Consider the following 20,075-nt stretch of genomic DNA (forward strand, 5'->3'; position numbering starts at 1 on the left):
CTAGTAATTGATCTAAAGGAATGATGCGAATCATGACAACTCATACGTTTACAGTTGGCGAGGAGCGAGCAAATTATATTACTCACGGAATTGGAGCTATCATAAGCGTTGCCGCTCTAGTCATCTTAATTGTGTTTGCGTCTCTCTATGGAACTGCCTGGCATATTGTAAGTTTTACACTTTTCGGTACAACGATGCTGATGCTTTATACGGCCTCTACACTCGTTCACAGCTTTCCACCTGGGAAAGCGAAAGACTTTTTCGAAATACTTGATCACTCTTCTATCTATTTCTTTATCGCTGGTACTTACACCCCCTTCTTGTTTATTGTAATTGAAGGTTGGCTAGGTTGGACACTATTTGGCATCGTGTGGGGACTCGCGATTATTGGAACAGTATTTAAAGCTTATTTTGTAAAAAAGTTTCTATTTGTCTCAACCATTCTCTACGTTTTAATGGGCTGGCTGATCGTTCTTGCCTGGAATCCACTCACGCAGAACTTGGCTCCAAACGGAATGATACTTCTCATTGTTGGGGGTGTTCTCTACACAATTGGAGCGGTATTCTATGTCTGGAGAGCTTTTAAATACCATCATGCAGTTTGGCATCTTTTCGTGGTAGCTGGAACACTTGCTCATTTCTTCTGTGTTCTCTTCTATGTATTACCTCTTTAAAACCAATCCTCTGCACGCATCGTGCAGAGGATTTTTGTTTTCCATAACAAAACCTTTTATCGACTATAATCGTCTTAGCCATAGAATACTAGTAAAAGGATGAACGATTTTGATTGAAGTATCTCATCTAACTAAACAGTTCAAAAAAGAGAAGATTCTACATAACCTCACTTTGTCCATCGAAGGAGGCATGGTAGGGCTTATTGGTCCAAATGGTGCTGGAAAAACAACATTTATGAGAATGCTAGCTGCGGTCTCAAAGCCTTCTTCCGGAGAAATCTATCTTAAAGGTTATTCACTTAACCGAGAAGCTTCAAGTGTTCGGAAAGAAATCGGTTACCTCCCTCAACATTTCAAGCTGTATCCGCAGCTTACTGCATCTCAGTTTTTGGACTATGTTGGGAAGTTGAAACGAGACCACCATTATGATCATGAGCGAGAAAAAAAACGATTGCTTCATGCCCTTAATTTAGAAAAGCAACAGAATCAAAAAATTAAGACGTTCTCAAATGGAATGCAGCAACGTCTCGGCATTGCCCAGGCGCTTTATGGAGAACCCGCTGTGATGATATTCGACGAACCTTCTGCTGGACTTGATCCTGAAGAACGCTTACGCTTTCGCAACTTACTAGCTGATGTTTCTAGCCGAAAAACCGTCATTCTTTCTACGCATATTGTAGAAGACATTGAAGGAAGCTGTGATACGCTGATCGTTCTAAATAAAGGGCGCATTCTTTTTCAAGGCACACCAGATGAGCTTCAACGTAAGGGGAATGGACTTGTTTGGGAGTTCGACCTCTTTGATAATAACTGGGACCAATTAAATGGATTACAAATGACACTTACAAAACGAAAAGCAACAGGATTAAGGTGTCGAGCAATATCTCCAGTAGCACCATTTGAATTTGCCGAAGCCGTGGATCCTACCCTTGAAGAAGGGTACATGGCACTGATTGGGCGTGATGGACTATGAGAAAATGGCTTATCCAGTTTAAGCTTGAATTTTCTTTTTTGTATAAAAACTGGTTTTTCGCACCTCTTCCTTTCTTATATTTGATCTGGTTACTTTTTAGCATGAGTGCAGATCAAGAAGGAGGACATGGCAACCTCTACAGAACAACCTATGAAACAACGCACTCTCTTATATTCATTCTCGTTATTGGCTTAAGTATTCTGATTGGCGTTTATTTAATACGACGAGACGTTGGGAATGAATCATTTGAGTGGCACCAATCATTTCCCGTGTCCAATTTCGTATTCATATCAGCAAAATTGATGTCCGCGCTCATCTATATGACGATATATACGGTCCTAATGAGTGGAACCTACTTTATCTTTGCTATGAGAGATAACATTCCGGTGGAAGAAATGTTCACAATTCTGCGTTTCTATGGGACTCAATACGAAGTAGCGTTCTTTATTAGTTTAACTCTTGGCATGCTTTTATCGGTACTTATTAAAAATCGCTTTGTTTACTTAATCGCCTTCTGCGCCTGGATGTTTGGTACGCTATTCATGGAAATTTTCATTATTGATCAAGGCGGACACTTTTATCTTAAAGCGTTCCATCTAACCTACTTATTTGTCGATTCTGTTCTTGTTAATGGCACCTGGGGAATTGAATTAATGAAAGAAGAACTACAGTTACAGCGCATTTTTGTTTTAACGGTTTCTTCCTTTCTCCTGGTACTCATCATTTTCATTCTCAATAAACGCAGACCTCATCCATATACGTGGCTGTGGAAGGTTGCACTCATGATCAGTATAGGAATTGTCGTGATTTCGTATCTTCCATATGCTTCTTTCTGGAAGGAGCGAACTGATGAATTTAGTAAGATTAAACAAGAATCTCCATTGATAACAGACGAACAAAACGGTCAAGCTAGTTACATGTCTTTCCCTTCCCTTTCTTCTCCTAATACTCTTTTGAAAGAGGAAGAAGAGCTCTATCAACCAGAACGTTTTGAAATAAAACAATTTGACTTATCCATTCAGCATGAAGATCAATCACTTTTCATTGATGCATCTCTCACTCTACCATCAGCAGAATTTCAAACAAAGGAGTTCATGAAATTCACATTGAATCAGACATTTTCAGTTAACCAAGTCACGATTGATCAACATCCAATTCCATTTACTCAAGAGAATGATTTTCTGACCGTTACTTTACCTGAAAATATGAAAGAACCTGTTATTCGTATTCAATATGAAGGACCATACAAACTATGGGCATCTAATAATGGTCAGGAATACTATCCGGGCCATGTTGGAAATGATCAAATGATTATGCCTTCTCAAACAGCCTGGTATCCATTGCCAGGGCATCAATATTTATATGACATGAACGGAGAATCACAAACGAATATTGGGATTTCGAATAGAGCCACTTTTAATGTTGAAGTTTCAAGTATAGCACTACCCTTATATGGCACAATCGATGAACTTAAAACAAATGTTGGAACCTATAAACTTCAAGGGAAAACTTCTAAATTAGACCTTTATGCTGGAGATCTGACTGAAGTTGATTCTACTTATTATCCAATGTCAATCGTAACGGACAGTTACAATCGTGATCGTGCTGTTGAGCTCATGAAGGAATTGGACAAACGCCTTCTATACACCAACCACTATTTAACGAAAAAAATAGAGCCTATGCGTCATTTTTTTATCGTTCCTGTAGAGAATATTCGCTGGGCCAATTACGTGAGACAACAAGGTTTTATTGATCAAAACTATATCCTAAGCGAATCCACTTTCTATCAAATGGATGAAACTTATCTTATGAAATTGCTCTTTCAAGTGAGTCTATTCCATGATGGTACTGAGATTTATGGGTATGAGGACGGCGAGCTAGTAACAAGTGCCATCCAAAGTGCTTATACGTACATTTATGAATTAGAAAATGGAAATAAAAAAAAGGCCAGTCAAATCCGCGACCTTGTTATCAAGATTCAAGATGATATCCCACTGGAAGACTACAGTGAGGAAGAAATCAAAGCTAACCAGATTTTCACAATGATCAACGAAGCCATTGCTGATGGAGATAGTAAGCAAGTGAAAGAAGTCCTAGATCGAATATATAGCGAACGCTGGGTAGACCCGGGATTCGCAGCAGATTTCACCTTGTTTCGAGAACCTTCTACTCTCATTCCTTACGAAGAATGGCAGAAAATATGGGATGAAGTGATGCAAGGTCATCAGACTAGAAAGGAGGATGGTTCATGACAGATGAGGAACTAGTAGTCGCTATGGCACGTGGAAATCAGGCTGCTTTCGAAGCCCTTGTTCATCGTTATCATGCTCCGCTTCTTGGTTATCTAGAACGGATGTTACGTGATAGAAGAAAGGCCGAAGATGTTGTTCAAGAAACCTTCCTGAAATTAATTAAACAACTAAAAACAAAGAAAACCCCAGAAAAGATCAAGCCCTGGCTTTACCAGGTGGCCACAAATCAATGCCGAGATTATTGGAAAAGCGCGGGATTTAGGTCAGAAAAGCAAATTCTCGACTTCATTCCAGATCAAGCTGACCGAGAACCATCAGTAGTGGAACTATTTGAAAGGCAAGAATCACGCGTGGAGTTTCTCAAGCAGCTCGATACGCTTTCTGAGACGCAAAGAGAAATTGTGTATTTACGGTTTTACCAGGAATTAAAGTATCAAGAAATTGCAGAAGCTTTGGAACTTCCACTCGGTACAGTAAAGTCGAACTTATTTCATGCCTTGAAGAAACTAAAAGCTTCAATAGAACGAAAGGAGGAAGTTAGCCATGCAAGACATCGATCTTGAATTAGAAAAGTTAGAAGAAGATCTAGAGCAGCCGATCAAGTCATATCTGGCAACGTCACCCCGTTCAGAGGATACACAGAAGCTGCTTCTTTCGTTACAGGATCCTTTCGATGAACTTAAACCTTCTCAAATCGAATTTGATTTCGATGAAAAACCTGAGCCTGCAAAACCGTCACTAACAAAGCAATGCCTTAATCAATTCCGTTCTTATCACTGGGCTTACTGGCTGATTAGCGTATTGATTTTTGCAATGTTAACGATGATTTCGGCTGGAAGCATGGAATCAGACAGTTTATTTCCTATCGTTGTTCCCATTTATCTATTATTTGGTGTGCTTTATAGTTATAAAACCTGGAACAAAGAAATGCGGATGGTCGAATCGATTACACCTTTTCCTCCAGCACTTCTTCTCTTAAGTAAATTGCTTGTTGTCTTAGTCGTAAACATTGGTTTGGCCCTGTTATCTACCTTATATATTGTGAAAGATAATACGATGGTTAACCCCGCTACGTTTCTTTTGCATTGGTTCGCGCCGCTTCTCTTTCTGACAGGTTTGCTTGCCTTTGTCATGTTCCATAAAGGGGTAATTGCCGGATTTATCGCCTCACTTGCTGGATGGGCGCTTACTTTTCTTGTATTACCTTATACTGTTTTCGAACTATCTGGTGAAGCACTTCAACAAGACTTACTCTTTGTTGTCTCCTACCTTATTATCCTTGGACTTGGAGTTGCCATGCTCTTCTTATCGTATCGGAAGAGTTTGCATCTTCAATATTTGTGAGATTAGGGTATGATTCAACTACAAAACATCAAATATACTCGAAAACAATTCTCACTTGCTATTCCCGAACTAACACTTGGTTCCGGAATCACCATTCTAGTTGGTAAGAACGGCGCTGGTAAATCTACCTTACTACAACTTCTAGCAACAGCAATAAGACCACATAGAGGCATCATTGAATATGGTGGGAGAACAGTTGATACCTCCCTCCCCTTTATTCGTAAGAATATCGGCTTTCTTCCAACAGGTATCGAATTATATGAAGAAATGAGAATGAAGAGGTTCCTTAGGTATATGTGTGAATTAAAAGGGGTCCTTCACCAGGATGCCGTTGAACAAACGATGGAAGCCCTACATATTCAAACATGTAAAAGGAAGAAAATTAAAGCTCTCTCTCAAGGAGTGAAACAGCGTGTTGGTATTGCACAAGCCATTCTTGACTGTCCTCCTATTTTGCTACTTGATGAACCGTTAAACTACCTCGATAGTCGTGAACGAAAGAACGTCGTCTCCCTTCTATCAAGATATGCCGAAAAAAGGCTTGTTCTTATCGCGACACATGAGTTAAATGAATGGGAAGATATTGCTGACGATTTAATATGGCTTCATGAAGGGGAAATTCTTTTTCATGGGTCCATTTCTCTTTGGAAAAGAGAGCTTCCTTTACGTGTGTGGGAAGGGAAAATCCTTCTTAACGAAATCGCTCAACTAGAGCAGGAGCGGATTATTCACATGAAACGATTAAATAAACAGTACTTGATTAAATACATTGATATCACAAAACCCTTCGATCATTTTCGTGAAGCGGAAACAACCATTGAAGATGCCTACTTCATTCGCAAGAAATCATGGGATGGAGACATCATCCCAATCTAAAGTTCTTTTGCTTTTATCAAAAAAGCTTAACTTCAGTCCCCCAATTTATGGAGGACTTCTTTTTTTGCAGGGAGATTCTTCTTGATAGCGAAATAGTGATAAATAGACAAAAGAAGGTGATCCATTGCAAAAGCAGTCTCTAGGATTGATTTATGAATTTGTGCTCGCCCTTCTCCTTATTTTTTCACTCGTCATTGATTTACCCGATCCCGAAGGCGCAGCGCTCGATTTTTTTATTTGGATTTTATTCTTACTTGATTATGCGACGCGGCTTTTTTTAAGTGATCACAAATGGACTTTTATCAAACAACATCCGCTGGATTTGATTGCTATTATTCCGCTCGATCAATTGTTTCGGACCGCAAGACTCGTCCGCTTTATACGGGTGATTCGATTAGTCGCACTTATTAATCACCGCACGTCTGTTTTTGAACTCTTTCTAACCAAATATAAAATTGATCGTGCGTTTGTCTATGTTATCTCACTCCTCTTCATTTCAGCGCTTTCGATGAAATGGATTGAACCAGAATTTGAGACATATGGTGATGCCCTCTGGTGGGCAGTTGTGACTACTACTACGGTGGGGTATGGAGACCTCTATCCTGAAACAACTGCAGGCAAACTGGTTGCTGCGGTATTAATGATGGTCGGAATTGGAACGATCGGTGTTATTACAGGAACCGTTGCGGCTATGTTTTCAAATAACAGTCGAAATAAACTCCCTACTGAGTTAGATGACATTAAAAGAAAAATCAATCATTACCCTAATATTAGCCAGCTAGACTACAAGCATATGATCGAACAACTTGAAAAAATAAAGATACAAGAAGCAAATAGAACGGATGACCCACAAAACACGAAAGAAAGTGATGACTCCTTTTGAAGTTAAACTTCCAATTAGCACAAATATGGTTTCACCTCAGAAGAGCTAATCCTTTTTAAGCTCTTCTGGGGTGAAAAATTTCTGTTAAACAATTCGAACCCTGATCAATCTACGACCGTAGAGCATCTTGTTCATTTTCTTAAGCTATTTTCTACATGTTCTTACTTTGTTGAAGAAGTTTGGACTGTCCAGTTCGCTCCCAATCTTCCACTATTTCATAGGCTTTTTCAGGAGAGTAACCCTTTCCAACCAGCACTCCCATTAGAATAAACTCTTGAAGAATGTGTGTTGCATTTATACCTCTTTCGACATCTTCCAACCCTTCATTTACTAAGAATTCCGTGTATTTCACCCATTCATCTGGCGTTTTGCCAAACACAGCTGAGTTTCGATTACGCTCGCCTTCTTCCGCCGCTATAGCATCTTCTTTTGTCTCATGAACCGTTCCAAAAGGATGATTAGGTGGAGCATAGATCGAGTAAAGCTTAATCGGAACATCTCCAGTATTTGTGAGATTGTGCCATGTGCCAGCGGGTATAAATACAGCATAATCATCATAAACCTCTCGTTCATAATTCAAAGAATCTTTACGTTTCCCCATTTGCACCTTTCCCTGCCCTTGTTCAATTCGCAAAAATTGGTCAAGGTTCGGGTGCATTTCCAAACCAATGTCTTCACCAACATCGATACTCATTAACGTTAATTGTAAATGTTCACCTGTCCATAAAGCTGTGCGAAAGGTATCGTTTTGCTTCGTTGCTTCATTAATATTAGCGACAAATGGTTTCGGTCCATAATCTTTGAATTCCCTACTTCCAGCATTGTTAGAAGATGGAGATGCAAGACCTTGCTTTGTCAATTGAGGCAAAGGTTCGTAACCAGGCTGTCTCTCCTCGTTATAAGTTGGCGGACGTTGATAGTGATGATAAGGATGCACAGAAGGATCATAGTACATAGTTTCTCAATCCCTTCACAATGTATAAATTATCCTATGCATCTATCATGGGTGTGTACCTAATAAGAACTAGGAAAATTTCATCTAACCTTATGAAGATCCTCCTAGCTCACATCAAAAATGAATGCTTTGTTGCATAGTGAATCCTTTTACATACTTTTTCTCAAGTCCACTTCTTTTGAACCTGATTCACCACCTTAGATTGGAAATATCATGCACCAACATATTTATATAACACAAAAATCGTAGTGCGAATCTTAATTCGCACTACGATTTTTGATGTAAATGATAATATTGATTTCACTTTACTTGTGAAGTTATTTCGTTACTTTTTCTGATTTCACTTCAGTTTGATCCCACGCGGTTGTATAAATATTAAAGAGCGATTCGAGCTGATTCATAAAATTTAAAGCGAGAAGGCCATTTCCTTCAGCTTGCTTTGTACAACCGATAGGCACGGTTCTCTTGATAAGCTGTGAATAAATTTCAGCTTCACTAAGCGTGCGCTTAAATTCCTTCTCAGAAACATTCATGAGAAGTGCCAGTGCCCCTGATACGTGCGGAGCAGCCATTGAGGTTCCAGAAAGAACAGCATATTCACTACCAGGATAAGTTGAAAGAATATCTACACCTGGTGCAATTAAGTCAATCTCATTATTCGTATTGGAAAATGGAGCGAGCGTGCGTTGGAAAGAGGCCGCTCCTACTTCAATTACTTCATTATAGGCACCTGGATAAGCAAATTCAGATGTGTCTTCTCTATCGTCTCCTTCATTACCAGCGGCGCACACAACTGAAATATTTTGATTCACGGCATCTTTAATAACATCGTGAAGTTCTGGTACATCAGATGGTCCACCGAGCGACATCGAGATCACATTTACCCGTTCACCTTCTGTCCCCTTCCAATCGATGGCATACCGAATCCCATTAATGATAGATTGATATGAACCACTTCCTGCTTCATTCAGTACTTTAACGATCAAGAGCTTTGAATCTGGGGCAACACCTTGAACCCCTTTTTCTCCGTTCGTTGCTGCAATCGTTCCGGCGACATGCGTACCGTGACCATTATTATCATCATAACGATCTGCATCTCCACCGAAATCTTGCGTAAAGTTCTTACCTCCAATAATACGTGATTGAAGATCAGGATGATCAATTTGACAACCTGTGTCTACTACCGCAATGATTCGTCCTTTTCCTTTTTCAGATTCTTCCCATACCGCTGGTGCTTGAATCATTTCAATCCCATCTGGAAGAATTCCTGCTTCTTGAACGACTGCATTAACCTCGAATGGTATTAATCTAACATCACTCATGTTTAGCGCCCCTCTCTTTTAACTGAATTATCTGATAGAAAAGATCGGTTTGTCTAGTTCCATATGGTCTAATTTCCCATTTTATTTTTTGAGGATATCATCCCTTCGTACTACTTAAAGAAGTCGAGCAGCTATTTCAGCAAGCTTACTTCGCTCTGTACTCGTTAAGTGGACAATTCCTACCTCATCTCCCTGCTTTAGCCGTTCAACAGCATACGTTAAACCATTGTTCACTGAATCGAGGTAAGGATGATCAATCTGTTCGGGGTCCCCAATTAGAACAATCTTCGTTCCCTCGCCTACTCTTGTTAAAATCGTTTTCACTTCATGTGGAGATAAGTTTTGAGCTTCATCAATAATCACAAATTGATGAGGGATGCTCCTCCCTCTTATGTACGTTAACGCTTCGACTTTTAGCGTCCTCAAGCCAGTTAAAATGTTTGTTAACTCTTCTTCATTACTGGTATCAAATAAAAATTCTAGATTATCATAGATTGGTTGAATCCAGGGTCTAAGCTTCTCTTCTTTCTCACCAGGTAAAAAGCCGATATCATTTCCAACTGGTACCACGGGCTTTGAAACAAGTAGCTTTTGATAATGCTGCTCGTCTTCCGTCTGACTAAGTCCTGCAGCAAGTGCAAGAAGCGTTTTCCCCGTTCCCGCCTTTCCAGTTGCACAAACAAGTGAAACACTTTTATCCATCAACAGTTCCATTAACATACGCTGCTGCACGTTTTTTGGGAGGATTCCCCAAATATGTTCACTTTCTCGGTTTAGGCCTTGAATTACTACTTTCTGATTTCGAATTAATACTCTTCCAATCCCAGAATGACTACTTCCAAAAACATCTTTTAAAAGGATAAAATCTTGAGTATAAACTTCAGTGTACATATACTCACGCAGAATATTCATAGAGAGTTCGCCTCTCTTATAAAGAGAGTCAATGATTTCAGGAGGCACTAGAATTTCATGATAGCCTCTATGAAGACGATCGACGTGCTCAATAAGACGATCATTCTCATATAGTTCAGGAAAAAAAGCTGGTAACTCAAGTGATTTTTTTAAGGCATCTGCTTTCGCGATCATTAACATATCATTTGAAACAAGAACGACATCTCCTATATCATCCGTGCTTAAATTAATCGATACTGCAATAATGCGGTTATCATTGGAATCTTCACTAAACTCATTTCGTAGTTTATCAAAAGAGCGATGATTTAACTCAATTCGAAATGTTCCTCCAGATTCAAGTGGAATCGGTTCATCGAGCTTGCCTTTGTTTTTATCTCGCAGTTTTTTGTACATTCTGCTAAATTCTCGTGCATTACGACCTACCTCATTCATCAACCGCTTCTTAGAATCGATTTCTTCAATCACAATCGCTGGAACCACAACGTGATTGTCACCAAATCGAAATAGGGAATGAGCATCATGCAAAAGAATATTGGTGTCTAGAACAAAGGTTTTCAACAACAGAACAGCTCCTTTTTAACGGAAGTTTAAGAAGGCGAAGGATTAATTCTTCACGTTGAGTATTCCAGATTCTCTCTTCGCAATCCTACCTTTTTACAGAAACACAATGAGATTTACAGCATCTTCACAAAAGGTTGGCTACTGTTTGCGCTTCTATTCTCGGATATATTGCTTATACTCCGCATACTCCCTAAACCCCAGCTTTCGTAGAATAGGTTCAGAAGTACCGACTCTCGCTTGCGTCACCGCTATCTCGCATCCTCTTTGACTCGCTTTATATAAACGTGCCTTCAGCATGTTTTTGTAAATCCCTTTCCCTCTATATTCAGGCAGAACCGCTGCTCCATTTAAATAAAGAGCTTTCCCATCCTTACTATAGCGATAATTTGAATAACCGATTGGATACTTTCCGTCTAGTAAGAGCGTATAGCCTCCTCTTCGCTCAGCGAACTGAAGATAAGAAGCTCTTTCATTAATAGCAGCTTGCATCGCCTGATTGTCATAACCCCAAACCTTCCCTGCGGTCTCTACATGCCCAAGAACGTCTTCTTTCGTTGTCACTTCCTTATGGATATATTCTGATGATGACGGAATTTCTTCTGTTAGTTCCTTTGCTAAACCAACGTATGTACCTGCGTGCTTCATCCCCAATTTAATAAGCTTTTTTTCGAGTTCACTAGACTCAGAACTTGTTTGGATCCACCAGGAGAAGGGACTGTTCTGAAAATACGCTATCGCTTCTTCAACCTCGTTAAGAGTTCGACTGAAGCGAACAACCTTATTCGCATAGACGCTTGCTGATTTATCATTTTTGATCATCACTAGGTCATCTTTTTGAATATAGTGAATAGATTCAGGTACAAGAGCTTCTTCGTAATCCCATTGAATGGCTTCAATTGCACAAATAATTTGCTCCTCATTCATTGCTCATCATCTCATTTCTATAAAAAGCTTCAATTATGTATAAGGCGCTCTAAGAATCCTACATGTCCTTTGTCCAATCTGTCACATCTAATTTTGATTAAAATGCATAGCCCCAGGACATACTGGGAATAAAAAATCGTTAAGGAGGATGTGCTCATGGAAACCAATCAGCTCAGAAAAGCACTAGAGCAACGTAGAAATTACTACATTTCGAAGCTTATTGAGGCAGGAGCCTATTCCACCGCTGACCACCATCTGTATCAATGTACACTGACGGACCTTCAAAAAGAGTACAAACAACTATCCAACTATTAATATCCTATAATCACTGGAGATTCGTTAAGAGTCTCTTTTTTATATTCTTTTATTCACGATGTATAAATCACTGATGTACTGGCGAAAATAGTGCCATAGCATTGAAACTAGCAAATTTAGAAAGGATGAAACTTAGTGAATAAAGCGGAACTTCTAACGACAGTTGCGGAAAGATCGGAAATGTCAAAGAAAGATACTGCAAGAGTGGTAGACACGTTAATGGATACGATTGCTGAGGCACTTGCGAAAGGGGAAAAAGTGCAGCTTGTAGGATTTGGTAATTTTGAAGTAAGGGAACGTTCTGCCCGAAAAGGACGCAACCCGCAAACTGGTGAAGAAATTCTCATTCAAGCTTCAAAGACACCTGCTTTTAAACCTGGGAAAGCATTAAAAGAAAAAGTTGTTTAACTTACAGATAAGCTGGATCCACTCGGTTCCAGCTTTTATTTGAGGAGAAATCAATGGAACTGATGCAGATTGTTAAATACACCGTTACTTTCGTTACGATTATTATGCTGATCGTCTTTTATTATAGAATGGCTAAAAAATAATGGCGCGCAACTTAAAGCGCGCTCAACTGTTTACTTAGCTTGTTATACCAGTTTTCATTCAGTTCTTTTGCAAGTAATACCTTTTCGAGCCCAGCGCGATCTTTTCGATCATTGTACGTAACGCGATTGACTAAAGCAACAGTTACATCATGATCTGGACGACTCTCAAGGGTTATTTCATCCCCGGCTTTAACTTCACCTTCTTCTAACACTCGGAGATAATAACCACTGTATCCATTTTCCATCACAAATAAGTGCATGTTATCAACTTCAAACTTCTTCGCGAGTTTAAAGCATGGCTGCCTCGGTAAGCTAACCTGTACTTGAATCTCACCAATTCGATAAATATCACCGATACGAGCTTCTGTCTCATCCATTCCAACTACTGTAAAATTCTCACCAAATGCACCAGCCTTCAGTTCACATCTTAAACGTTCTTCCCAATAGGCATAATGCTCCAAGGGATAAACACAAATGGCTTTCTCTGATCCTCCGTGATGAACAAGATCCGCTTGCCCATCTCCTTCTACTTGTAATTTAGATACATAAACTGATTCACTCACTGGTTGTTTGTATATGCCTGTAGAGATCAACTTCCCTTTGTAGCGCGTTTCAATAGGTTTCCCTACATTCAAACTTACTAATTTCGCCATCCGACCGCCTCCTTTCTATAGTTTAGCACAGGGAGAAGCAACAAATATGATTCTAATTCATGCAAAAAAACAGCCGATTGACGACTGTTTCCTTTGAATTAAACGTGTCTATTATCAATACGTTTTTCTATTTCAGCTAATTCTTTTTCATTTTTAAGAAGTTCTGCTTTATTTTGATCAACGAGCTGTTTAAAGGTTAACTTTTTCAGCTTTTTCAACAAAATTCACCAACTTTCCCTCTGTATGGTTTCATTATACAACAGGTGTGTGTTAGATAAATTAACAAACTATTAAAATTTTGTGAAAATTTACACACATTTCAGTTTATGAATGATTATTCAGATTCATTCCTACTTGAAACTGGACCACCACTTAAACCATAAAAGAATAGTTGAAGAACATCGTCGAGAAAGTCCTTTCGCTCTGACCATGTTTCGGCTGGAATGCGCTGCACCTCTGTCTTTAAGGCATTGAGATATATCATAATCGACTCCATCGAAAGCGAAGCATTAATTTCTCCTCGTTCACGTGCCTTTTCTAAGAGTTGCACAAATAACGGAAGTGTCTGTGTCCGATAAAAATAATCCACGTAATCCTTCAGCTCTTCATCTGTCGTTAACATTTCTGCTAGAAGCGATGGATTAAGGCTTTTGACTGCCTTATGCTTTTCAAAAATAATCAATTCAATCACTTCAGCGAAAGAATGCTCCTGCTGAACTACCTCTTTAAAAGCTTTAAATTGATTGTTCATATAGTCTTTTAGCACCGCTCTTACAAGCTCTTCCTTACTCGTAAAATGATTATAAATCGTGACCTGAGAGACATTAGCAAAACGAGCAATGTCACTAATCTTTACCTTTTTTATACCTTCTTCGTTAAATAACGTAAAAGCTGACGCCACTATATCTTTGCGCTTCTGTTGTTTACGTAATTCAAATCCATTCATTCTCATCACCATTATTAGTATATCACTTATTGAACTTTATATTAAATATGAGTTCAATAAATGTTGCTTATTATTATAGAGTCATTTATGATAAAAATGAAATATATAATATAATATAGTTCAAAAATCAGCCGAGGGGGCACCTCAATGATCGAATTAAACGGGTTAACAAAGCAATTTCCAAACGGAAAAGGAATTTTCGATGTTACGTTCTCTATTCCTAGAGGCGAAGTATTTGGATTTCTCGGCCCAAACGGTGCTGGTAAATCGACAACGATACGTCACTTAATGGGATTCATGAAGCCTTCAAAAGGCACGGCTACGATAGATGGAGTGAATACGTGGAAAGATGCTGCCAAAATCCAGAGGAAGATCGGATACCTCCCTGGTGAAATAGCCTTTCTAGATGGAATGGATGGCATCGGTTTCCTTCAATTAGTTGGCGGAATGAGAGATCTAAAAAACACCACATACCGTGATCAGCTAATTGATAGACTTCAATTCGATGTAAAAACTCCTATTCGTAAAATGTCCAAAGGAATGAAACAAAAAGTGGGGATCGTAGCTGCTTTTATGCATGAACCTGAAGTTATTATATTAGACGAACCAACCTCTGGTCTTGACCCGCTCATGCAGCGAATTTTCATTGAAATTGTAATGGAGCAGAAAGAGAAAGGCACTACATTCCTAATGTCTTCTCATAGCTTCTCCGAAATTGAACGAACGTGTGACAGAGCTGCGATCATTAAAGATGGAAAAATTGTTGTCGTCGAGAATATTCATGATCTGCAGCAAAAGCAGCGTCGTCTTTTTGATGTTACGTTTGCTACTGAAGCAGAAGCAAAGCGTATCAAAGAAAGTAACCTCGAGGTCATATCAGTCATAGATAACCGCGCAGAAATAGCGGTTCAAGGTGACTACAATCAATTTATTACTGCTTTAGGAGATTATCAGATTCGGAACATTGATATTCATGAACAAAACCTTGAAGAAGTCTTTCTTACTTATTACGACAGGGAGGCAGAGAAATCATGAATATGACACTCTATGCTAGGATGCTAAAAGTCCATGCCAAGTCCATCTCTAGCTATGCAATTGGCTCTGCACTTTACCTGCTTCTTATCATCGGCATCTATCCTTCGATTGCAGATGCACCTGGTTTGAATGAATTAATGGAGTCTATGCCCGAAAGCTTTCTAGCTGCATTTGGAATGGAAGGTGGATTTCAGCATGTAAGTGACTTTATTGCAGGGGAATATTATGGATTACTGTATATAGTCATTTTATCGATTTTTTGCTTAATGACAGCTTCACAGCTAATGGCTCGTCACATTGAACGAGGCTCAATGGCTTACATTCTAGCAACACCAAACTCACGAAAGAAAATTGCGTTCACTCAAGCTCTTGTGCTGCTCACCGGACTTCTTATAATCGGATTAACAACTGCTCTTGCAGGAGTCATTGGAACAGAAATATTAATTGATGATAAGCCGTTTGAAGCCATGACGTTTATGAAGGTTAATCTCGTCGGTATTCTTTTGTTCTACGTCATTTCAGCCTACTCGTTTCTATTCTCTTCCTTATTAAATGATGAGCGACAGGCACTTGGACTTTCTGGATTACTCACCATCGTCTTCTATGGAATGGATTTAATCGGGAAAATGAGCGATAAACTCGATTGGATGGTGAATCTCTCTCTCTTTTCAACATTTCGGCCAGTTGAGATTGCCAGAGGTTCTGTTGAAATCTGGCCATCAATGACGTTCCTTTTCTTACTAGGTACCGTCCTTTATGCCCTTGCCATCATGATCTTCGCGAAAAGAGATCTTCCTTTATAATAGGATGAAAAGGAGCGATAGGCATGAATTATGTGAAGGAATTGCGTGACGTTGTTGGTCATCGGCCACTGATCTTAGTCGGGGCCGTCGCAATAATCTTAAACGAAAATGGAGAAATTCTACTCCAACAGCGTAACGAAAAACAAAAACGCTGGGGGTTACCTGGGGGATTGATGGAACCAGGAGAATCAACGGAAGAAACAGCCGTAAGAGAGTCTTTTGAAGAAACGGGTTTAACAATCCAAAAGCTCACTCTTTTTAAACTCTATTCTGGTGAAGAATTTTTCACGAAAGCAGATAACGGTGATGAATTCTACTCTGTCACAACGGCTTATGTTACAAACGAGTATGCTGGAGATCTCACCCACACAGAAGAAAGTATAGCTTTAGGATACTTTTCTTCAGACCATCTTCCAGAGCTGATGGTTGGAAGCCACAGACGAATGATACGAGATTATATTAGAAATAAAACACAATAAATACCCAAAAAGCAGTGGAACTCGTTCCACTGCTTTTTGGCATTTCAACGCATTTTCCAAAACAGCACTGACTTTTCAATCAATTGTTAATAAAGGGTTTACATAAAATGAAGGTTTCCTTATACTAGAACACCTTCTCAGTTTGATGTTCCAACGCTACTTGGCGTCTTTGCAACAGCGCCTTATTTACACGATGGAAGTGCTGAAACCATCGACGACGCTATTGAACGCCATGAATATGAAACTTAACCTCAATTCGAAGAAGGCGAAGTTGCCGCAATCGCTGAGTACGTGCGTTCCATTGACTAAACTGAATGAACCTCTACATGTAAAAATGTTTCACCTGTCAACAGCTTTTCTTTGTAAATGATCGCTTTCGATATGAAATATAGTACTGATTACCTCATTTCACCTTATTACCTGTCTATTCGTTCGGTTTTACTCGGGATGTGTTAGAATGAGAAGGTCGTTTTGACAAAACTATGAATCTCATTAACTTACATAAGGAAGTGAATATCATGAGGAAGCTATTCCTTTTCCTTCTCGTTGCTTTAGTAGCTTTAGTTACCGCATGTTCGAACACCGCCTCAACAAACGAGCAAACTGACGAACAAGCTGATCAGCAAGCAACGAATGAAGATGAAAACAAAGAAAACGAAGAAAAGACGGAAAAAAAAGAAGAGACTCCTCAACCTTTCAAAGCCATGGAGCCTTCTGAGGACGCTAAACCGCTTGATGAAACCATGACCGAAGAAGAATTAGCGAAAATGCCTGTCGTTGAAGCCCACGGTGAAGACCGCACAAGAAAAACACCCGTTGGCGAAACGCTAATGGAAGGCACAACTGATGAAACGGATGGTATTCTAAAAGATTACCGCCTTGTTGCTTACTATGGTCAACCGAACTCCACTCAAATGGGCATTCTCGGTGAGATGGAACCTGAAGCCCTGATGACGAAATTAAAAGAACAAACACAAGCTTATTCCGATGCTGATCCAAACCGGCCAGCGATTCCAACAATTGAGTTAATCACAACGATTGCTCAGCGCGATCCAGGACCGAATGGAAAATATTATCATATGACCTCAGAAGAGGATATTGACGAATACGCAGAGCTTGCTAAGAAACATAATGCCATTTTAATGCTAGATGTTCAGCTTGGTCGTGACACTGCTCTTCATCAAGTGATGCTTCTTGAAAAATGGCTTAAGCTTCCTTACGTTCATGTTGCCATCGATACGGAGTTCCACGTAGAAGAAGGTCAAACACCAGGTATCGATCTAGGTAGTGTGGATGGCTCAGAAGTACAGGAAGTTGTCGACTATGTATCTAAATTTGTTGAAGATAATGATCTACCTGATAAGATTGTTCTCGTCCACCAGTTCACTGATCACGCTGTGACGAACAAACAGGCAATCAAGCCAACAGATAACGTAGAGGTTGCTCTAAACTTTGACGGATACGGCGACTATGGAACGAAAATGTCGCTTTACCGTAAATTTGTTCGAAATGAGCCTGTTCAATACGGCGGATTTAAAATTTTCTATAACAAAGATAAACCGGTTCTAACCCCATCCGAAGTGTTGCAACTTGATCCAAATCCAGCGATCATTAATTATCAATAATGGATGTCGCCCAAAAGCGCCTCACCCTTTTCTATAAGGGCAAGGCGCTTTTTTAATCTTAGTTGTTTTTAAAACAAGTCTCACAAATGAACGTACCTTCGTTTTTCAGAAATAGTGGTTATCCGGCTCATTTAATAGGTATACTTTTTCCATGATTAGCCAACCTATTCAGTGGAGGTGAATATCATGGACAAAAAGACACCAAGCAAAGAGGAAATAAATCAAAACAATAGGAACAAATTTACGAATGAATATGGTTCGGATTTAGATGAACAGGCGATGAATGGTGATTACGGCATGCTCGAAACTGAGGAAGAAGATCGAGCGAACAAAAAAGCGAAGAACTGATTAGATGGGGTCACCTTATCACATAAGAAGGTGACCCCTTTCTCTTTAAAAAGAATTCTGTCTTTATGTCCGTTTCTATTCACCTTTAAATCGGCCCATCACAAGCAATTTTTATAACTCCTCCATCAAAAAACAGGCTAATGTTGCAACCCTATAAACGCATTCAATATAAATCCGGTTGTTTCCCATATTTCAAAGTAATCATATATGGAAAGAGGAAGAACAATAATAGCAAGAAAACGACAACACCTCCAATAAACAAAGACACTGTAAATTTCTCACTATAAAAAAGAAAGAACATCAAATAAATATGAAAAAGAATTAAGAAAGGAATATAGCGAGATCTTCTTAATTGAGAATAATGAGGTGCCTGACAGTTTGGACATGTTATCCCTGAAATAAACTGCTTCATTCCAATTATTTTCTTTGTCATCTCCTTCCACTTAAATTGGTAACCACAATTCTTACATTTCGGCATGCACCATTCCTTCTCTCTTTAACACTCATTTATAGCATCATCTACCCTTTTTCAGCTAAAAATGAACTACTCAAGATAAGATTAAAATCTGCTAATCTACTTCTTTTATTTTGTTTTTAATCTCTCTTAATAACTCGTTTTGTACCTGTAGTTGAGCCGTTATTTTCGTCCCAACTTTTTCTAAGGTTTTCGTTAAGGACCAGAATAAAATGAAAATAAAAACAATCACAATCATGACTCTTTCCGCCCACTCTCTTTAACTTATTCACATCAGTTTTATTGTTCCATAACTTGCTCCCCCTGATCGAACGGTTGCAGGAAAGATTTCCTAACATATATGGTATAAACTAATACAACCACTGAAAAAAGCATATTCCCCAAAAAGGGTTGCTGAGATTGATTCGAAACAAGGATTGAACTAATGAATCCGAAAACAACGGAATAAGTGATCATCATCCAGAATCCCCACTTTTTCAGCCTCATATATCCATAAATCATCCCTAAAGAAAGAAAACCGGTACATACTCTCACTAACCTTTCCGGTGCATTCGGTAATCCAAATCGATCTGCCATTCCGATAGAATTCGCATTCGGATCATAAAAGACTGACGTTACTAGTAAAACAACAGCTCCAAATAAATAGAAATAACTTATGAGTGAAACGCCTATAGGTCTTTTCAACGATCTCCTCCTTGCTCGTTAACTATAAAACGGTTAAAATTCATCATCATCTTCTACTTCCTGTTCTGACTTTTGATTGTAAGTTCTCTTCTTTTCATCTTCTCTTATGAAAATAACTAGGTGCAAAGCTATACCAAATACAATAATGCTAATACCAAGCTCATCAAACCAAGTCACATAAAACCCATCAAAATGGGCAAACGAAAATAATAAAAAACCTAACATGACATAAATCGCTGCTACAATATGTCCCACTATGATTAACCTCCGCACTTTTTGTCCTCACTCCCAATTATTTCAAAACAGTATCTTGCTGGCAATCATTTCTTTTAGCAGCTTGAATTGTTCTTTGTAACCTCCGTCATTGCTACGTAACAGAAATTTCGCCAGATGCATCTTATCCTCAAGATATAACCACTTACCTTCAATCTAATGACATCCATCTTTTCCAGATCTATACTAATCATAAGAAGGACGCAAAAGGA

25 protein-coding genes and 1 pseudogene are annotated in these 20,075 nt (G+C 39.1%); 15 read left to right on the forward strand and 11 right to left on the reverse strand.

Features of this window, described 5'->3' with window-relative positions; translation table 11 throughout:
- The first annotated feature begins 29 nt into the window (after positions 1-29).
- The 7 genes from trhA to AC0VYJ_RS17645 all read left to right on the forward strand — a co-directional run bounded on the left by trhA (position 30) and on the right by AC0VYJ_RS17645 (position 7,002).
- Positions 30-674: a PAQR family membrane homeostasis protein TrhA gene (gene trhA / locus AC0VYJ_RS17615; RefSeq protein WP_475367514.1), complete on the forward strand. Its 645-nt coding sequence runs from the start codon at positions 30-32 to the stop codon at positions 672-674.
- Positions 675-783: 109 nt separating this feature from the next.
- Positions 784-1,647 (forward strand): ATP-binding cassette domain-containing protein, encoded by an 864-nt coding sequence (locus AC0VYJ_RS17620; protein WP_475365749.1) that lies wholly within the window; start codon positions 784-786, stop codon positions 1,645-1,647.
- Positions 1,644-3,899: an ABC transporter permease gene (locus tag AC0VYJ_RS17625; protein ID WP_475365750.1), complete on the forward strand. Its 2,256-nt coding sequence runs from the start codon at positions 1,644-1,646 to the stop codon at positions 3,897-3,899. Before AC0VYJ_RS17620 ends, AC0VYJ_RS17625 begins: the two co-directional genes overlap by 4 nt.
- Complete coding sequence (locus tag AC0VYJ_RS17630; protein WP_226615125.1) at positions 3,896-4,462, forward strand: RNA polymerase sigma factor; 567 nt, start codon at positions 3,896-3,898, stop codon at positions 4,460-4,462. Before AC0VYJ_RS17625 ends, AC0VYJ_RS17630 begins: the two co-directional genes overlap by 4 nt.
- Positions 4,443-5,243 carry a hypothetical protein gene (locus AC0VYJ_RS17635; protein ID WP_226615126.1) on the forward strand — a complete coding sequence of 267 codons (801 nt, stop codon included), beginning with the start codon at positions 4,443-4,445 and terminating at the stop codon, positions 5,241-5,243. Before AC0VYJ_RS17630 ends, AC0VYJ_RS17635 begins: the two co-directional genes overlap by 20 nt.
- Positions 5,244-5,252: 9 nt before the next feature.
- The gene (locus tag AC0VYJ_RS17640; RefSeq protein WP_475365751.1) at positions 5,253-6,119 is read left to right on the forward strand and encodes an ATP-binding cassette domain-containing protein; all 867 of its coding nucleotides are present in this window, start codon (positions 5,253-5,255) and stop codon (positions 6,117-6,119) included.
- A gap of 124 nt (positions 6,120-6,243) precedes the next feature.
- Positions 6,244-7,002: a potassium channel family protein gene (locus tag AC0VYJ_RS17645; protein WP_430241094.1), complete on the forward strand. Its 759-nt coding sequence runs from the start codon at positions 6,244-6,246 to the stop codon at positions 7,000-7,002.
- Positions 7,003-7,153: 151 nt separating this feature from the next.
- Here the strand turns inward: AC0VYJ_RS17645 and AC0VYJ_RS17650 are convergent, their stop codons facing one another.
- From AC0VYJ_RS17650 to AC0VYJ_RS17665, 4 genes are all read right to left on the reverse strand, one after another.
- The gene (locus tag AC0VYJ_RS17650; protein WP_475365752.1) at positions 7,154-7,957 is read right to left on the reverse strand and encodes a cupin domain-containing protein; all 804 of its coding nucleotides are present in this window, start codon (positions 7,955-7,957) and stop codon (positions 7,154-7,156) included.
- A 317-nt stretch (positions 7,958-8,274) separates the two neighbouring features.
- Complete coding sequence (locus tag AC0VYJ_RS17655) at positions 8,275-9,279, reverse strand: S8 family peptidase (RefSeq protein ID WP_283153713.1); 1,005 nt, start codon at positions 9,277-9,279, stop codon at positions 8,275-8,277.
- Positions 9,280-9,393: 114 nt separating this feature from the next.
- Positions 9,394-10,755, reverse strand: coding sequence for a PhoH family protein (locus AC0VYJ_RS17660; protein ID WP_475367515.1), 1,362 nt, complete (start codon positions 10,753-10,755; stop codon positions 9,394-9,396).
- Positions 10,756-10,905: 150 nt separating this feature from the next.
- Positions 10,906-11,676, reverse strand: coding sequence for a GNAT family N-acetyltransferase (locus AC0VYJ_RS17665; RefSeq protein ID WP_475365753.1), 771 nt, complete (start codon positions 11,674-11,676; stop codon positions 10,906-10,908).
- Positions 11,677-11,832: 156 nt separating this feature from the next.
- Here AC0VYJ_RS17665 and AC0VYJ_RS17670 point away from each other — a divergent pair, with 156 nt between their 5' ends.
- A complete protein-coding gene (locus tag AC0VYJ_RS17670) occupies positions 11,833-11,991 on the forward strand; it encodes a Fur-regulated basic protein FbpA (RefSeq protein ID WP_194218945.1) in 159 nt (52 codons plus the stop codon).
- A 135-nt stretch (positions 11,992-12,126) separates the two neighbouring features.
- A complete protein-coding gene (locus tag AC0VYJ_RS17675; RefSeq protein ID WP_226615133.1) occupies positions 12,127-12,399 on the forward strand; it encodes an HU family DNA-binding protein in 273 nt (90 codons plus the stop codon).
- 154 nt (positions 12,400-12,553) lie between these two features.
- On the opposite strand, the gene AC0VYJ_RS17680 is transcribed toward AC0VYJ_RS17675, so the two are convergent.
- The 3 genes from AC0VYJ_RS17680 to AC0VYJ_RS17690 form a co-directional block, all read right to left on the reverse strand.
- On the reverse strand, positions 12,554-13,195 hold the full coding sequence (locus tag AC0VYJ_RS17680; protein WP_475365754.1) for an MOSC domain-containing protein: 642 nt from the start codon (positions 13,193-13,195) through the stop codon (positions 12,554-12,556).
- A gap of 98 nt (positions 13,196-13,293) precedes the next feature.
- Positions 13,294-13,413, reverse strand: a complete 120-nt coding sequence (locus tag AC0VYJ_RS17685; RefSeq protein WP_370314259.1) for an FbpB family small basic protein — start codon at positions 13,411-13,413, stop codon at positions 13,294-13,296.
- 116 nt (positions 13,414-13,529) lie between these two features.
- Positions 13,530-14,141: a TetR/AcrR family transcriptional regulator gene (locus AC0VYJ_RS17690; protein WP_475365755.1), complete on the reverse strand. Its 612-nt coding sequence runs from the start codon at positions 14,139-14,141 to the stop codon at positions 13,530-13,532.
- A 147-nt stretch (positions 14,142-14,288) separates the two neighbouring features.
- On the opposite strand from AC0VYJ_RS17690, the gene AC0VYJ_RS17695 reads away from it, so the two are divergent.
- The 6 genes and pseudogenes from AC0VYJ_RS17695 (at position 14,289) to AC0VYJ_RS17720 (ending at position 18,431) form a co-directional block, all read left to right on the forward strand.
- The gene (locus AC0VYJ_RS17695; RefSeq protein WP_475365756.1) at positions 14,289-15,176 is read left to right on the forward strand and encodes an ABC transporter ATP-binding protein; all 888 of its coding nucleotides are present in this window, start codon (positions 14,289-14,291) and stop codon (positions 15,174-15,176) included.
- Entirely contained in the window at positions 15,173-15,979 is an 807-nt protein-coding gene (locus AC0VYJ_RS17700; RefSeq protein WP_303535458.1) for an ABC transporter permease subunit, read from the forward strand. The genes AC0VYJ_RS17695 and AC0VYJ_RS17700 overlap by 4 nt, the downstream gene beginning before the upstream one ends.
- 23 nt (positions 15,980-16,002) lie before the next feature.
- Positions 16,003-16,458 (forward strand): NUDIX hydrolase, encoded by a 456-nt coding sequence (locus tag AC0VYJ_RS17705; RefSeq protein ID WP_226615137.1) that lies wholly within the window; start codon positions 16,003-16,005, stop codon positions 16,456-16,458.
- Between the two features lie 156 nt (positions 16,459-16,614).
- A pseudogene (locus AC0VYJ_RS17710) lies at positions 16,615-16,707 on the forward strand (c-type cytochrome); the annotation flags it as partial.
- A gap of 269 nt (positions 16,708-16,976) precedes the next feature.
- A complete protein-coding gene (locus AC0VYJ_RS17715) occupies positions 16,977-18,083 on the forward strand; it encodes a hypothetical protein (RefSeq protein ID WP_475365757.1) in 1,107 nt (368 codons plus the stop codon).
- A 186-nt stretch (positions 18,084-18,269) separates the two neighbouring features.
- Positions 18,270-18,431, forward strand: coding sequence for a DUF4021 domain-containing protein (locus tag AC0VYJ_RS17720; RefSeq protein ID WP_475365758.1), 162 nt, complete (start codon positions 18,270-18,272; stop codon positions 18,429-18,431).
- Between the two features lie 163 nt (positions 18,432-18,594).
- Here the strand turns inward: AC0VYJ_RS17720 and AC0VYJ_RS17725 are convergent, their stop codons facing one another.
- The 4 genes from AC0VYJ_RS17725 to AC0VYJ_RS17740 form a co-directional block, all read right to left on the reverse strand.
- On the reverse strand, positions 18,595-18,909 hold the full coding sequence (locus AC0VYJ_RS17725; protein WP_475365759.1) for a TIGR04104 family putative zinc finger protein: 315 nt from the start codon (positions 18,907-18,909) through the stop codon (positions 18,595-18,597).
- 91 nt (positions 18,910-19,000) lie between these two features.
- A complete protein-coding gene (locus tag AC0VYJ_RS17730) occupies positions 19,001-19,144 on the reverse strand; it encodes a hypothetical protein (RefSeq protein ID WP_194218934.1) in 144 nt (47 codons plus the stop codon).
- Positions 19,145-19,185: 41 nt separating this feature from the next.
- Positions 19,186-19,590 carry a hypothetical protein gene (locus tag AC0VYJ_RS17735; RefSeq protein WP_475365760.1) on the reverse strand — a complete coding sequence of 135 codons (405 nt, stop codon included), beginning with the start codon at positions 19,588-19,590 and terminating at the stop codon, positions 19,186-19,188.
- A 33-nt stretch (positions 19,591-19,623) separates the two neighbouring features.
- Complete coding sequence (locus tag AC0VYJ_RS17740; protein WP_475365761.1) at positions 19,624-19,845, reverse strand: hypothetical protein; 222 nt, start codon at positions 19,843-19,845, stop codon at positions 19,624-19,626.
- Positions 19,846-20,075: the final 230 nt, after the last annotated feature.

The sequence above is a fragment of the Anaerobacillus sp. 63XJN7_5_ISO-PGPR-S23-430 genome, assembly GCF_056173695.1.